Raw genomic sequence first — 13,726 nt, 5'->3', positions numbered from 1 at the left:
GAACCGCGTTGGCCAGGAACCGCGTTGGCCATATGAGCAGTTGGGGCCGGCCTCAGTCCGGCTTGTGCCCGGCGTACTGCTCGGCCGCCCACCGGGCCCACTCCTCCTGCATGGCGGTCAGCCGCAGGCCGTACTCCAGGGCTATCCGGCCGTTGACCGACAGCGGGCCGTCATCCCAGTCGACCTTGGACTCCAGCTCCCGCATGGCCGCGTGCCGGCCGGCGGCATGCTGCGCCTCGGACTCCAGGTAGGTCACCGCTTCCAGCCGGGTGAGGGCGTTGAGGAAGAAGACCCGCAGCATCGCCTCGCTGCGCATCTTGCGCTCCGGCTCGGTCCCGGTGAGCCAGTGGTGCAGCTCCGCACGCCCCTCCTCGGTGATCGCGTACTCCTTGCGGCCCCGGGCGCCCTCGGTGGACACCTTGAGCAGGCCCGCCTTGGCCAGCTTGCCCAGCTCGCCGTAGACCTGGCTCTGGGTGGCCGGCCAGACGTTGGCCAGCGAGGACTCAAATGCCTTCATCAGGTCGTAGCCGCTGGCCGGACGGTTGGCCAGCAGGCCCAGCATCGCGTGTCTCAGACTCATGAGCACAGCCTGACATTCCACTATTGACATGTCAAGGGTTGAGGTTCTACTTTCGACGTGTCAAAGTTGGAATGTCGGCGCGGCGCCGGCAACCGGGACAACAGGGGGGACCTGCCATGAACTACCTGCGCGGATTTATCGCCTGGATCGCCTTCGCGATCGTCGCTCCGGCCGGCTGTCAGTGGGGCGCGCTGGCCGCGCTGCTCGTCGGGCTGGTGCTGCTCGGCAGGGATCGCGCCACCGGCACCCCCGCCGACTCACTGATCCTGGAATGCAGTTCGGTGGCCTACTTCGCGGCCCTCGCCGCCTGGACCTTCGCCTTTCCGCACAGCTCGCTGAGCTCCTGGACCGGCGCGCTGTCCTGGGCCTGGCTGGCGGTCACCGCCTGGGCCACGCTGGCCCTCGGCCGCCCCTTCACCGAAGGCATAGCCAAGCGCCAGACCCCGCCGCAGGTGTGGCAGCACCCGCTGTTCCGGCGGGCCAATGTGGTCATCACCGCCGCCTGGGCGACCGCCTTCACCCTGAGCGCCGTTGCCATGACCGTGATCTACGCCGCCGGTCTGGGCACTGGGGCCTCCGTCGCCGTCCAGATCGCCGGGTTCGGCCTGCCGGTGCTGTTCACCAACCGCTACCGCGGCCGCATGCTGGAGCGCGCCGCCCGCCTGAGCCGCTGAGTCACCCCAGGGAGATACATCCCATGACCGCCACACCCGCCCACCTCACCGGCAACTACGCACCGGTCCAACAGGAGTTGACCTCCCATGACCTTCCGGTCACCGGAGCGATCCCGCCCGGACTCAACGGCTGGTACCTCCGCAACGGACCCAACCCGCGGGACGCGGCCTCCGGCCACTGGTTCCTCGGCGACGGCATGATCCATGGCGTGCGCCTGACGGCCGGCCGGGCCACCGCTTACCGCAACCGCTGGGTGCGCACCAGCAAGTTCACCCATGGCGCCCGGCTCTACGACGGGAGGGGCGGGGTGGACCTCACCGCCGGGCATGCCAATACCCATGTGGTGCGGCATGCCGGGCGCACCCTGGCCCTGGTGGAATCCGCGTTCCCCTATGAGATCGACTGCCGTCCGGGCCATGAGCTGGAGACGGTGGGCGTCCATGACTTCGCCGGGCGCCTGACCACACCGATGACCGCTCACCCCAAGACCTGCCCCGACACCGGAGAGCTGCACTTCTTCGGCTACGGCGGGCTCACACCGCCCTACCTCACCTATCACCGGGCCGACGCCGGGGGCGAGTTGGTCCTCAGCAGAGTCATCGATGTACCGGCCCACACGATGATGCACGACTTCCATCTCACCGCCCGCCATGTGGTGTTCATGGACCTGCCCGTCGTCTTCGACCCGGACCGGGTGCGCAGGCCGGGCGGTGGGATGCCCTACGTCTGGGATCCCGGGTACGGGGCCCGGCTGGGCGTGCTACGGCGCGATGACCCCTTCGGTGAGGTGCGCTGGCTGCCGGTGGAGCCCTGCTATGTCTTCCATGCGCTCAACGCCCATGAGCAGGGCGAGACCATCGTTCTCCATGTGGTGCGCCATCCGGATCACGCCGTCGGCGCCGGCCTCGGCCGTGGCCTTCCCGCGCTCTGGCGGTGGACCATCGACCTGGCCCGGGGCACCGTCACCGAGGAGCAACTCGACGACACGCCCTGCGAGTTCCCGCGCATCGATGACCGGCTGGCCGGGAAGCCCGCCCGCTATGGCCATGCCACGGTCGCCCCGCCGCCGGGCGCCGGGCCCGTCCCCGGTGCGCTGCTCCGCTATGACCTGAGCACCGGCTCGGTGGCCCGGCATGACTTCGGGCCGGGCCGGATACCGGCCGAGGCGGCCTTCGCCCCGGCCGATGACCGGCCGGGCGGCCCCGGCTGGCTGCTCGCCTATGTTTATGACGCCGCCACCGGCACCAGCGACCTGGTCATCCTGGACGCCCAGGAGCTCTCCGCGCCGCCGGTGGCTATGGTCCACCTGCCGCAGCGGGTGCCCTACGGCTTTCATGGCAACTGGATGGCGGACCGCTGACCCCCGGCGGCGAGCTCGTCCATCACCCGGGCCCGCACCTCCCGTTCCGCGGCCGCGGCGATGAACTCCCCGGCCCGGGCCTGCCCGACCAGCTCCCGCACCGCCCGCACGGTCTCCATGGGCAGGGTGACCGGTTCGCCGTCGGGGCGGTCCAGGGGCGGGCCGGCATGGCCGGCGTCCATGGCCTCGCCGGCCGGGGCCGGGACCGGGGTGGACGGCTCGGCAACGACCATGTGGACAGGGCATGTTGCGGGGCCGGGCGGCGGTGGCGCGGACTCACTGAGATGGTTGCGGAGGAAGCGGGTGGCCAAGGTCCGCATCGCCCGGGCCAGTTCCGCGTCCATGGTCTGCTGGGCCAGCGGGCGCAGCCGGCGCACCAGCTGGGCGGCCTCGGCGGCCTCCGCGTCGGAGGGGGGATGGTCCAGATAGGGGCGGAAGACATGCTCGGTGGTGAAGTCCAGGAACCGTCCGGCGATGTGCTCCACCCGCACCCTGAGCTCGCGCAGATGGCCCGTGATGGCGGGCAGCGGCACCCCGGCCGCATGGAGCTCGGCGGCCACCGCCAGTTCCTGGGGGCTGGGCACCAGGAACACCTCGGGGGAGCCGGGGATCCGCTCCAGCACGCCCAGTTCGACCGCCTCCTCAAGGGCGGACTCGTCCTGGAGGCCGCCGAAGCGGGTGGACAGCTCGGCGCGGGTGATCCGGACGGCCCGCTCATCGCTCCACGGTCCGTCCACCGCGGCGACCAGACCGAGCACCCCGCCCAGGTCCTGGCCGGTGTCCCAGGCGTTCAGCAGCTCCTTGATGCTGGCCAGGGTGTAGCCGCGCTCCAGCAGCCCGGCGATCTGCCGCAGCCGCGCCAGATGGACCTCGCGGTAGACATTCGCCCGGCCGCTGCGCTCCGGCTTGGGCAGCAGCCCGCGGTCCTGGTAGGCGCGGATGGTGCGGACCGTGGCGCCGCTGTGCCGGGCCAGGTCCTCGATCCGGTAGGCAGCGCTGGTCATGAGGCGGCCCGGGCCGCCGCCGGGGAGGAGGCGAGATAGGCCACCGCCGCCTGCAATGAGCCTTCCTGAGAAGGGTGGTAGGAACGCCGCAGATAGCGCGGCACGGCCGCGCCCAGCTCCCGCCAGCTGGGCAACAGCCCCTTGCCGACGGCCCGGTTGTGGGAACGCAGGGTGTAGCGCACCCGGCCGGCCAGGCGGGGATCGTTGCGTATGAGGAAGGTGGCGCCGTACCCCCACAGATAGAACAGCACGGGCGCGGTGACCGCCATGCCGTACACCCGGCGGGCATAGCGGCCGGGATCCTCGCCGCCGCAGTGCTGGTACATGTCGAAGGCCACCGAGCGGTGCTCGACCTCCTCCGCGCCATGCCAGCGCAGCAGGTCCAGCATCACCGGGTCCGGATCGGCCCGGTCCAGCGCGTCGGTGCGCAGCACCCAGTCGCCCAGCACCGCGGTGAACTGCTCCACCGCGGCGATCACCGACAGCCTGAAGCGCAGCCACTCACCGGCCGGGACCGGCAGGCCGAACGGCGGCTTCTCGCCCAGCAGCACATCGAAGAGGAAGTCCACCAGCCGGGTGTACTCGGTGGTGTCCAGCCGCTGCTCGGCCAAATGGTCCAGCACATAGGAGTGCTGCACGCTATGGGTGGCCTCCTGCCCCATAAAGCCCTTGACTTCCTTGAGCAGTTGGGGATCCCGCACCAGCGGGAGGGCCTCCTTGAAGACCTTGATGAACCACCGCTCGCCGGCCGGCAGCAGCAGGTGCAGCACATTGATCACATGGGTGGCGGTGGGCTCGCCCGGTATCCAGTGCAGCGGGGTCCGGCGCCAGTCGAAGGACACCCGTCTTGGGGATATGTGATAGTTCATCCTTGCTCCTCAAGGTCTTCGGGGGTCTCGGTGGCCTCAATGGCCATGGCTACAGCCGGGGTTCGATGCGGGACAGGGCCCGCAGCAGCCGGGGGGCGAAGCGGGACAGCAGCAGGGCGCCATGGGCCTCCGGCGTCACCGGCACCACCGCCCGGTCGCGCAGCACCGTCCGCAGCACGGCGTCCGCCACCTTCTCCGGCGGGTAGTTGCGCAGCCGGTACGCCCGTACCGCGCGCTTGCGCAGCCGCCGTTGCTCCTCCTCGGGCACTCCCACATAGCGCGCCGAACCCGCGATGCCGGTGTTCACCACCCCGGGGCAGATCGCCGAGACCCCGATGCCCCGCCCGGCCAGCTCCGCCCGCAGCGTCTGGCTGAGCATCAGCACCGCCGCCTTGGAGGCCCCATAGGCGGACAGCGTCCGCACCGGCTGGAAGGCCGCCGCCGAGGCGATATTGACGATATGGCCGCCCTGCCCGCGCTCGGCCATCTGCCGGCCGAAGAGCCGGCAGCCATGGATGACGCCCCACAGGTTGACATCCAGCACCCGGCGCCAGTCCTCCGGCGAGGTGTCCAGGAAGGAACCGCCCAGCCCGATACCGGCGTTGTTCACCAGGATGTCCACCACGCCGTACTCGGCGGCCACCCGGGCGGCCAGCTTCTCCATGGCCGGCTCGTCGGAGACGTCCGCGCACTCGGCCCAGGCCCCGGCCGCCCCGCTCAGCCGGGCCAGCTCGGCGGTGCGGGCCGCGCCCTCGGCGTCCCGGTCCACCACGATCACCCGCGCCCCGGCCTCCGCGAAGGCGAAGGCGGTGGCCCGCCCGATGCCGCCGGCCGCCCCGGTCACCAGCACCAGCTGTCCGGCGAACCGCTGGGCGTAGGCCCCTTGCGCCTCCCGCGCCACCGCCGCCGGCCGGGCGGCGCCCGGCCCGCGGTCCTGATGGGTCAGCACGAACTCGCCGATCCAGGCGGCCAGTTGATCGGGCCGGTGCCGGGGCACCCAGTGCTTGGCGCGCAGGGTGCGGCGCACCAGGCCCGGCGCCCACTGCTCCAGGCCGTCATAGAGGTGCTCGGAGAGATAGGGGTCCCCGGTGGGCGTGATCAGCTGCACCGGTGCGTGGGCGTAGGCGTCCCGGCGCGGCCGGCGCAGCCGGGGCCGGACATTGTCCCGGTACAGCCAGGCGCCGTGCGCGGCATCCCGGGGCAGCGAGGAGGTGGGGTAGCCGTCCGCCGGCAGCCGCTCCAGGCGCTCCAGCAGGGCGGGCCAGCGCCGGCCCAGCGGGCCCCGCCAGGCCGCCTCCGGCAGCACCGGCAGGTGCAGCGCGGAGACATACCAGGATCTGCGGCCCTGGCCCAGCAGCTGGGCCACGGCTCGCGGGGTGGGCCGGGCGGCCCGGCGCCGCAGCCACAGTCCCAGGTGGTCCAGCGAGGGGCCGGAGATGCTGGTGAAGGAGGCGACCCGGCCCTCGGTCCGCCGGGCGGTGGCGAACTCCCAGCCCTGCACCGAGCCCCAGTCATGGCCCACCAGATGCACCGGGGCGCCCGGGCTCACCGCGTCCGCCACCGCCAGGAAGTCCTCGGTCAGCTTCTCCAGGGTGAAGCCGCCGCGCAGCGGCATGGGCGCGGTGGACCGGCCATGGCCCCGGACGTCGTAGAGCACCACATGGAAGCGGCCCGCCAGCCGCCGGGCGACCTCGGACCACACCTCCTTGCTGTCCGGATAGCCGTGCACCAGCACCACGGTCGGCTGTGCCGCCTCGCCCAGCTCGGCCACACACAGCTCGACCCCGCCCGAGACCACCCGGCGCTCCCGCGCCCCCTCGATCCCCGCCTCGCTCACGCCGCCACCCCTTCGGCTCGGTGCCGCAGATGCGGCAGGTCCTCGTCCAGCCAGAACGCGCTCTCCACCGGATCCCGGGAGTCGGTGACCACCAGCAGCTCCTCGAACTTGGCGCCGGTGCCCCGGAAGCCCAGGTGCGGCTCCACCGCCCACAGCCCGGGTTGCGGCGGGTGGTCGGAGACCCGGTACGGACTCCACAGCGGCGACCAGCCCTCGCGGTGCCCGCGCAGCGCGTCCGAGGCCAGCCCCTTCAGGGCGTGCGCCCCGAACCCGAACAGGCTGGGCGACCAGCGGTGCTGGGGCACCCGGTGCACCTTGTGCGCGATGACCCCGAAGGGATAGGCGCGGTGCCGGTTGGCATAGCCCTGGCGTGCCATCAGCTCGTCCACATGCCGGTAGATCTCGCGCAGCGGCCGCCGCTCGCGCACCTCGCGCAGGATCAGCGCCCGGTGCTCCAGCAGGTCCCCGGTCAGCCGCCGGTGCAGCGGACTGGGGCCCAGGCAGCCCGAGTAGCCGATGTCGGCGGTGAACCCCCGGTACACCGGCGCCATGTCCAGGATGAAGGGCATGCCCGGCGCCAGCCGGCGCCCGGTGGGAAAGAACTGGTGCGGCAGCCGGAAGCCCGCGAAGGCCGTCCGGTCGCCGAACCAGGCGAAGGGCAGGTGGAACCAGTCCCGCACCCCGCGCTCGCGCAGCCACTCCCGCTGCATCCGCGCGGCCTCCCGCTCGGTCACCCCCGGCCGCAGCCGCCCGGCCACCGCCTCCGCGCAGGCATAGGCCAGGCGCTGCACCTCCCGGAAGCCATCGAGCTCCCCGGGCTCCCCGGGGAGGCCGTTCCCGCCGCCAGCCGTCATGCCACCCGCCCGTCCGGAGCGCACCGGGTGAACCCCGTTGCGGAATCGGTAAGTTGACAGCAATGAATGTGACAATGTTCGGCGGCTGCGTCAAGAGTCATGGTCCGGTGCTCCGGTGATTGCCAGGGCCACCCACCCGTTCTTCCGGCCGATCCCCTACGGGCGGGTCAGCCCCGAGGACTACGCACAAGCCACGCTCTGGGCTGATGACCGCTGTGTGCCACGCCACTACCGTCGAAGGCGTGACAGTGATCGCCATCGACAGCCTCAGCAAGCGGTTCCCCAAGGTGACCGCGCTTGAGCGGCTCTCCGTTGACATCACCCCCGGTGTGACCGGACTGGTGGGTGCCAACGGGGCCGGCAAGTCCACGCTGATCAAGATCCTGCTGGGGCTCTCCCCGGCCACCGAGGGCAGCGCCCGGGTGCTCGGCATGGACGTCGCCACCCAGGGCGCGGCGATCCGTGAGCGGGTGGGCTATATGCCCGAGCACGACTGTCTGCCGCCGGATGTCTCGGCGACCGAGTTCGTGGTCCATATGGCCCGGATGTCCGGGCTGCCGCCGGCCGCCGCCCGGGAGCGCACCGCCGACACCCTGCGCCATGTGGGGCTCTACGAGGAGCGCTACCGCCCCATCGGCGGCTACTCGACCGGTATGAAGCAGCGGGTCAAGCTGGCCCAGGCGCTGGTCCATGACCCGCTCCTGGTGTTCCTGGACGAGCCCACCAACGGCCTGGACCCGGTCGGCCGGGACGAGATGCTGGCCCTGATCCGCCGGGTGCACACCGACTTCGGCATCTCGGTGCTGGTCACCTCACACCTGCTGGGCGAGCTGGAGCGCACCTGCGACCAGGTGGTGGTCATCGACGGCGGCAGGCTGCTGCGCTCCTCCGCCACCAGCGACTTCACCCAGGCCACCGGTTCCCTGGCGGTCGAGGTCACCGACAGCGACACCCACCCCGACGGCACCGCGGCGCTGCACTCGGAGCTGACCGGGGCGGGGCTGACGGTGCAGCCCTCGGACGAGCAGGGCGCCCCCGGCTCCGGCCGGGTGCTGCTGGTCGACCTGGCCGGCGAGGAGACCTATGACACGGTGCGCGACGCGGTGGCCCAACTCGGCCTGGGCCTGGTCAGGATGGAACAGCGCCGGCACCGCATCGCGGAGGTCTTCCAGACCGCCACCGCCGTCCCGCCGACCGAGCCCGCGCAGAAATGGGGCAGTCCCGATGCCGCCTGAGTCCACCCTGGCCCCCGCCCAGGACGTCATCCACAACATCGGCTACCGCAACTACGCCGGCGCCCGCCTCGGCCGCCGCTACATCCGGCGCTCGCTCTACGTCCAGAGCCTGCGCGGCACCTATGGCCTGGGCCGCTCGGCCAAGTCCAAGGTGCTGCCGATGATCCTGTTCGCCGTGATGTGCCTGCCCGCCGCCATCATCGTGGCGGTGACGGTGGCCACCAAGGCGAACAAACTCCTGGTGGCGTACACCGCCTACGCCCCCTATCTGCAGGCGGTCATCGGCCTCTTCCTGGCCGCCCAGGCGCCCCAGTCGGTCTCCCGGGACCTGCGGTTCAAGACCGTGCCGCTGTACTTCTCCCGCCCGATCGAACGGGTCGACTATGTGGTGGCCAAGTTCGCCGCGCTGGCCTCCGCCCTGTTCATCCTCACCGCCGCGCCCCTGCTGATCCTCTATCTCGGCGCCCTGCTGGCCAAGTTGGGTGTCGCCGGTCAGACCCGGGGCTTTGCCGAAGGACTGGTCTCCGTGGCCCTGCTGTCGCTGCTCTTCGCCGGTATCGGCCTGGTGATCGCCGCGCTTACCCCCCGGCGCGGGTTCGGTGTCGCCGCCATCATCGCGGTGCTCACCATCTCCTATGGCGCGGTCAGCACCATCCAGGCCATCGCCCTGGCCCGGGATACCACCCAGGCCATCAGCTGGCTGGGTTTGTTCTCCCCGCTCACCCTGATCGACGGCGTACAGACCGCCTTCCTCCAGGCCACCTCCAACTTCCCCGGCGGCCATGGCCCGGACGCCGCGGCGGGCGCGGTCTACCTGCTGGTCGTCCTCGGCCTGATCGCCGGCTCCTATGCGCTGCTGATGCGCCGCTACCGAAAGGCCGGGCTGTGACAACCGTCGAGATCGAGAAGGTCTCCCGCTGGTTCGGCAATGTGGTCGCCGTCAATGACGTGACCATGCGGGTGGGCCCGGGTGTCACCGGACTGCTCGGCCCCAATGGCGCCGGAAAGTCCACCCTGATCCATATGATGGCCGGCTTCCTGGCCCCCTCCAGCGGCACCGTCACCCTGGACGGGACCACCATCTGGGGCCATGAGCAGATCTACCGGCACATCGGCCTGGTCCCCGAGCGGGAGGCCATGTACGACTTCCTCACCGGCCTGGAGTTTGTGACCGCCAACGCCGAGCTGCACGGCCTGGGCGCCGACGCGGCCCAACGGGCCCTGGCCACCGTGGAGATGGAGTACGCCCAGGACCGGCGTATCGCCACCTACAGCAAGGGCATGCGGCAGCGGGTGAAGATGGCCTCCGCCCTGGTCCATGACCCCTCGGTGCTGCTGCTGGACGAGCCGTTCAATGGCATGGACCCCCGCCAGCGCATGCAACTGATGGAGCTGCTGCGGCGGATGGGGGCCGAGGGCCGCACCGTGCTGTTCTCCTCGCACATCCTGGAGGAGGTGGAGCAACTCGCCGCCCATATCGAGGTGGTGGTGGCCGGGCGGCATGCCGCCTCCGGTGACTTCCGCAAGATCCGCCGGCTGATGACCAACCGCCCGCACCGCTATCTGGTGCGCTCCAGTGACGACCGGGCGCTGGCCGCCGCGCTGATCGCCGATCCATCCACGGCGGGCATCGAAGTCGACCTCCAGGAAGGCGCGTTGCGCATCCAGGCCGCCGACTTCGGCCGCTTCACCACCCTGCTGCCCGCCGTCGCCCGGGCCCAGGGCATCCGTCTGCTGGCGGTCTCGCCCTCCGACGAGTCCCTGGAATCGGTCTTCTCCTACCTCGTCGCGGCCTGAAGGGAGCCCCAGACGCCATGATGTTCCACCCCACAGTCGCCCGGCTCACCTACCGCGGGCTGCTGGGCCGCCGCAGGATCGCCATTCTGGTGTCCCTGCCCGCCCTGCTGCTGCTTGTCTCGATCGCCATCCGCGCCCTGACCGGCGCCGACGACCAGACCGCCATCGATGTGCTGGGCGGCTTCGCGCTGGCCACCATGGTGCCGCTGATCGGAGTGATCGCCGGCACCGGGGCCATCGGCCCGGAGATCGACGACGGCTCGGTGGTCTATCTGCTGGCCAAGCCGGTCAAACGGCCGACGATCATCCTCACCAAGCTGGTGGTGGCCATTGGGGTCACCATGGCCTTCTCAGTGATACCCATCCTGATCGCGGGCTTTGTCCTCAACGGCAACAGCGAGCAGATCGCGGTCGCCTACGCGGCCGCCGCGGCCGTCGCCTCCATCGCCTACAGCGCCCTGTTCCTGCTGCTGGCCACGCTCACCCGGCATGCGGTGGTGGCCGGCCTGGTCTACGCCCTGGTCTGGGAATCGCTCTTCGGCAACCTGGTCCCCGGCGCCCGCACCCTCAGCGTCCAGCAGTGGGCACTGGCCCTGGCCGAGAAGATCGGCGCACCGGGGGCCATCAGCTCCGATGTCGCCCTGCCCACCGCCTTGGTGCTGCTGGCCGCGGTGACGGTGGCCGCCACCTGGTACGCCGGGCAGAAGCTGCGCCGGCTGACGCTGGCCGGCGAGGAGTAGCGGTTACGGACGATCAGCGGCCGGGGCGGGAGAGCAGGGCGCGCACAATGGTGACCTGCTCGGGGATCAGGGAGGTCTCCCCGTCCTCGATGTCCCACAGCGCGTTCTGCAGCACCCGGCCCAGCGTCCAGCACACCGCCCGGTGCCGGTCCAGCTCCAGCACCTCGGTGAGCAGGTCGAAGCGGCGCAGCACCGCCCGCGCCGGATCGCCGGTGGCGGCGATGTCCGCCCAGCGGTTGTCCAGGGCCGGAAGCAGGTCGAACCCCGGGTCGCCGACCAGCGGCTTGGGGTCGATGGCCAGCCATGGCTCGCGCCGCGCACCGGGCAGCGTGGCCAGCACATTCTCATAGTGCAGGTCCCAGTGCAGCAGCCGGCGGCCGGGCTCGTCGATCACCTCCCGTACCGCCGCCGCGCAGTCGGCCAGCAGCCGGCGCTCGGCGGGGTCCGCCAGCGCCGGGGCGGCCTGCGGCTGCTGCTCCAGCAACCCTCGGGCGATATCGGAGAGTTGCCGCAGTCCGGCCGGGGCGGGGGCGGAGTGCAGCCGGTCCAGCAGTTCGGCGAGGTGCCGCAGCGCCGCCAGGTCGTCCGGCACCGTGGCCAGGGACCGTGCACCGTCCAGCCGTTCCAGCAGCATGGTCCCCGAGTCCGGGTCATGGCCCAGGAGTTGGACCGCGCCATGGCCGCCCCAGGCGCGCAGGGCCAGCGGCTCACCCACGCTCTCCTCGTCCACCGGCTGGAGCTTCAACGCGGCCCTGGTGCCGTCCTCGCAGACCACCGGCAGGATCAACGCGACCATGCCATGGGCGGGTGCGCCGTCCGGCCGCAGGTTCCAGCGGTCCAGGAACTCCGCCGCCAGGCCCGGCAGCGCGGCCACCCACTCCCGCCCCGAGGCGGCGTTGAAGCGTTCATGGAAGGCGGCCAGCTCGGCGGGAACGGTGAGCGATGATGCAGCGGGCACGGCGGCGTCTCCTCCACGCCGCCGGACATCAGCGTCACCACGGCGACCGCCAGCGGCCGCTGGTCACGCAGCCGGCCCGCGATCACCGGCACACAGAAGGAGCCGACCATCTGGATCAGGGTGTAGAAGGCATAGACCACACCGGCCTCGCCCTTGCTCATCCCATGGTCGGTGAAGACGGTGGGCATCCAGGCGATGCAGACATAGGCGATCAGCGACTGGGTGCCCATCAGCAGGGTGACCTGCCAGGCCAGCGGGGAGCGCAGCAGACTGGTCTCCTCGCCGGCGGCGGCGCGGGGGGACGGGCCGGCGCCCTGGGCCCGGGCCCGGCGGGCGATGGCCGCCTGCGGGATCCAGACCAGCACAGCCACCGCGGCCAGCAGCGCCCAGAAGGCCAGCGAGCCCCGCCAGCCGCCCAGCGCGTTCTCCAGCGGGACCGCCAGGGCGGCCGAGCCGGTGGCGCCCAGGATCAGGGTGGTGGAGTACAGGGCGGTCATGGCGGCCGCCCGGTCCGGGAAGTCCCGCTTGACCAGGCCCGGCATCAGCACATTGAGCAGGGCGATGGCGGTGCCGACCAGGGCGCAGCCGGCGAACAGTGCCACCACCGGCGGAGCCACCCGCAGCAGGATCCCGCCGCACAGCAGCAGCAGGGCGCCGCACAGCACGCTCTCGGTGCCGAAGCGGCGGGCCAGCCGGGGCGCGGCGATCGAGCCCAGACCCATGAACAGCAGCGGGATGGTGGTCACCAGGCTGCCGACGGCCGCCGCCAGGTGGAAGTGGTCACTTATCTCGCCCATCAGCGGCGAGACCCCGGCCAGCGCGGCCCGCATATTGAGCGAGGCCAGCACCACGCCCAGCATCACCAGGGCGGGGTGGGCGCGGGCCACGGCCGGGGCCGCGGGGGTGGCGTCCGCGGTGGTGGTGTCCGTGGCGGTGGTGTCCGTGGTGGTCAGAGGTGTCCGGGTCCTCGTCTCCGACATGAAGTACCTTTCAGGAACAGGGTGTTGCCCGGCTCGGCCGTACTCGGCGAGCGTTCAGTCGTGGTCGGCGAGCAGTGCCTCGACCGCCTGCTTGGGGCGGTCCAGCAGCTCCCGGGCGGCCCGCTCGGCCGCCTCCGGGTCGCCGGAGGCGATGGCCTCCATCAGGGCGTGGTGGTCGCCGTGCACAATGCGCGGCATGTCCCGGTCGCCCAGTGCGGTGATCAGCGCCTCCCGCACCGAGCTGCTGAACCAGGCGTAGGTGGCGCTGAGCGCGGCGTTGTGCGCGGCCTCGACCACGGCCCGGTGGAACTCCACATCGTGGTCGGCGTAGAGCTCCAGGCTGCCGGAGTCCGGCTGGCCCTCGGTGTCCTCGAAGGCGGTCTGGGCGCCGAGGGCGGCCCGCATCCGCTCCAGGTCGGCCGGTTCATGACGCAGGGCGGCCAGCCGGGCGGCCTCGGTCTCCAGCGCGATGCGCAGCTCCAGGACGTCCCGTACGCCGGCCCGGCGCAGCCCGCGCATGATCTCGGCGGGGTCGGCGGAGGAGACCACAAAGGTGCCCTCGCCCTGCCTGGAGCGCAGCATTCCGGCGTGCACCAGGACCCGTACCGCCTCCCGGACGGTGTTGCGGCCGACGCCCAGTTGCTCGGCCAGCGTGTGCTCGGTGGGAATGCGCTCGCCCACCTGCCACTCACCGGCGGTCACCTGGGTGCGCAGCTGCTCCACCACGGTGTCCACCAGCGACTGCCGCCCCGCCGCCCGCAGTGCTGCCATGCCCATAACCCCTCGTTTGATTCGCCCGGTTGCCCAGTCATCCTACAACTGCGAAGCCGGGCCCCC

13 protein-coding genes and 1 pseudogene are annotated in these 13,726 nt (G+C 71.7%); 6 read left to right on the top strand and 8 right to left on the bottom strand.

Annotated elements, in window-relative coordinates:
- Positions 1-52: 52 nt before the first annotated feature.
- Positions 53-580 carry a PadR family transcriptional regulator gene (locus ACIHFE_RS14895; protein WP_400106430.1) on the bottom strand — a complete coding sequence of 176 codons (528 nt, stop codon included), beginning with the start codon at positions 578-580 and terminating at the stop codon, positions 53-55.
- Positions 581-696: 116 nt separating this feature from the next.
- On the opposite strand from ACIHFE_RS14895, the gene ACIHFE_RS14890 reads away from it, so the two are divergent.
- Together ACIHFE_RS14890 and ACIHFE_RS14885 are read left to right on the top strand one after the other, a co-directional pair.
- The gene (locus ACIHFE_RS14890) at positions 697-1,254 is read left to right on the top strand and encodes a hypothetical protein (protein WP_400106429.1); all 558 of its coding nucleotides are present in this window, start codon (positions 697-699) and stop codon (positions 1,252-1,254) included.
- Between the two features lie 23 nt (positions 1,255-1,277).
- Positions 1,278-2,615, top strand: a complete 1,338-nt coding sequence (locus tag ACIHFE_RS14885; RefSeq protein WP_400106427.1) for a carotenoid oxygenase family protein — start codon at positions 1,278-1,280, stop codon at positions 2,613-2,615.
- Here ACIHFE_RS14885 and ACIHFE_RS14880 read toward each other — a convergent pair.
- From ACIHFE_RS14880 to ACIHFE_RS14865, 4 genes are read right to left on the bottom strand one after another with little or no spacing between them, the layout of a single operon-like run.
- Positions 2,588-3,619, bottom strand: coding sequence for a MerR family transcriptional regulator (locus tag ACIHFE_RS14880; RefSeq protein WP_400106425.1), 1,032 nt, complete (start codon positions 3,617-3,619; stop codon positions 2,588-2,590). The genes ACIHFE_RS14885 and ACIHFE_RS14880 overlap by 28 nt on opposite strands.
- Positions 3,616-4,488 (bottom strand): metal-dependent hydrolase, encoded by an 873-nt coding sequence (locus ACIHFE_RS14875; protein ID WP_400106423.1) that lies wholly within the window; start codon positions 4,486-4,488, stop codon positions 3,616-3,618. Before ACIHFE_RS14875 ends, ACIHFE_RS14880 begins: the two co-directional genes overlap by 4 nt.
- 49 nt (positions 4,489-4,537) lie before the next feature.
- Positions 4,538-6,325: an SDR family oxidoreductase gene (locus tag ACIHFE_RS14870; protein WP_400106421.1), complete on the bottom strand. Its 1,788-nt coding sequence runs from the start codon at positions 6,323-6,325 to the stop codon at positions 4,538-4,540.
- Entirely contained in the window at positions 6,322-7,179 is an 858-nt protein-coding gene (locus tag ACIHFE_RS14865) for a M24 family metallopeptidase (RefSeq protein WP_400106419.1), read from the bottom strand. The genes ACIHFE_RS14870 and ACIHFE_RS14865 overlap by 4 nt, the downstream gene beginning before the upstream one ends.
- A gap of 206 nt (positions 7,180-7,385) precedes the next feature.
- Here ACIHFE_RS14865 and ACIHFE_RS14860 point away from each other — a divergent pair, with 206 nt between their 5' ends.
- The 4 genes from ACIHFE_RS14860 to ACIHFE_RS14845 are packed head-to-tail and all read left to right on the top strand — an operon-like array spanning position 7,386 to position 10,951.
- Positions 7,386-8,414, top strand: coding sequence for an ABC transporter ATP-binding protein (locus ACIHFE_RS14860; RefSeq protein WP_400106417.1), 1,029 nt, complete (start codon positions 7,386-7,388; stop codon positions 8,412-8,414).
- Positions 8,404-9,303 (top strand): ABC transporter permease subunit, encoded by a 900-nt coding sequence (locus tag ACIHFE_RS14855; RefSeq protein WP_400106415.1) that lies wholly within the window; start codon positions 8,404-8,406, stop codon positions 9,301-9,303. Before ACIHFE_RS14860 ends, ACIHFE_RS14855 begins: the two co-directional genes overlap by 11 nt.
- Entirely contained in the window at positions 9,300-10,211 is a 912-nt protein-coding gene (locus ACIHFE_RS14850) for an ABC transporter ATP-binding protein (RefSeq protein WP_400106413.1), read from the top strand. Before ACIHFE_RS14855 ends, ACIHFE_RS14850 begins: the two co-directional genes overlap by 4 nt.
- 20 nt (positions 10,212-10,231) lie before the next feature.
- On the top strand, positions 10,232-10,951 hold the full coding sequence (locus tag ACIHFE_RS14845) for an ABC transporter permease subunit (RefSeq protein ID WP_400107009.1): 720 nt from the start codon (positions 10,232-10,234) through the stop codon (positions 10,949-10,951).
- A gap of 13 nt (positions 10,952-10,964) precedes the next feature.
- Here the strand turns inward: ACIHFE_RS14845 and ACIHFE_RS14840 are convergent, their stop codons facing one another.
- The 3 genes and pseudogenes from ACIHFE_RS14840 to ACIHFE_RS14830 all read right to left on the bottom strand — a co-directional run bounded on the left by ACIHFE_RS14840 (position 10,965) and on the right by ACIHFE_RS14830 (position 13,660).
- Positions 10,965-11,909, bottom strand: coding sequence for an aminoglycoside phosphotransferase family protein (locus ACIHFE_RS14840; protein WP_400106411.1), 945 nt, complete (start codon positions 11,907-11,909; stop codon positions 10,965-10,967).
- Positions 11,910-11,923: 14 nt separating this feature from the next.
- Positions 11,924-12,889: pseudogene (locus tag ACIHFE_RS14835) on the bottom strand (MFS transporter); the annotation flags it as partial.
- Positions 12,890-12,943: 54 nt separating this feature from the next.
- On the bottom strand, positions 12,944-13,660 hold the full coding sequence (locus ACIHFE_RS14830; RefSeq protein WP_400106409.1) for a FadR/GntR family transcriptional regulator: 717 nt from the start codon (positions 13,658-13,660) through the stop codon (positions 12,944-12,946).
- Positions 13,661-13,726: the final 66 nt, after the last annotated feature.

It is taken from the genome of Streptomyces sp. NPDC052396, assembly GCF_044593195.1.
Lineage (GTDB): Bacteria > Actinomycetota > Actinomycetes > Streptomycetales > Streptomycetaceae > Streptomyces.
Note: the sequence above shows the minus strand (reverse complement) of the source record. Positions and strands in the feature narration are given on the sequence as shown.

What these genes read in the sequence shown, in the direction of transcription:
- ACIHFE_RS14895 (WP_400106430.1), bottom strand. Translation starts at nt 580, where the DNA reads ATGAGTCTGAGACACGCGATGCTGGGCCTGCTGGCCAACCGTCCGGCC.
- ACIHFE_RS14880 (WP_400106425.1), bottom strand. Translation starts at nt 3,619, where the DNA reads ATGACCAGCGCTGCCTACCGGATCGAGGACCTGGCCCGGCACAGCGGC.
- ACIHFE_RS14865 (WP_400106419.1), bottom strand. Translation starts at nt 7,179, where the DNA reads ATGACGGCTGGCGGCGGGAACGGCCTCCCCGGGGAGCCCGGGGAGCTC.
- ACIHFE_RS14845 (WP_400107009.1), top strand. Translation starts at nt 10,232, where the DNA reads ATGTTCCACCCCACAGTCGCCCGGCTCACCTACCGCGGGCTGCTGGGC.
- ACIHFE_RS14855 (WP_400106415.1), top strand. Translation starts at nt 8,404, where the DNA reads ATGCCGCCTGAGTCCACCCTGGCCCCCGCCCAGGACGTCATCCACAAC.
- ACIHFE_RS14875 (WP_400106423.1), bottom strand. Translation starts at nt 4,488, where the DNA reads ATGAACTATCACATATCCCCAAGACGGGTGTCCTTCGACTGGCGCCGG.
- ACIHFE_RS14885 (WP_400106427.1), top strand. Translation starts at nt 1,278, where the DNA reads ATGACCGCCACACCCGCCCACCTCACCGGCAACTACGCACCGGTCCAA.
- ACIHFE_RS14890 (WP_400106429.1), top strand. Translation starts at nt 697, where the DNA reads ATGAACTACCTGCGCGGATTTATCGCCTGGATCGCCTTCGCGATCGTC.
- ACIHFE_RS14830 (WP_400106409.1), bottom strand. Translation starts at nt 13,660, where the DNA reads ATGGCAGCACTGCGGGCGGCGGGGCGGCAGTCGCTGGTGGACACCGTG.
- ACIHFE_RS14860 (WP_400106417.1), top strand. Translation starts at nt 7,386, where the DNA reads ATGACCGCTGTGTGCCACGCCACTACCGTCGAAGGCGTGACAGTGATC.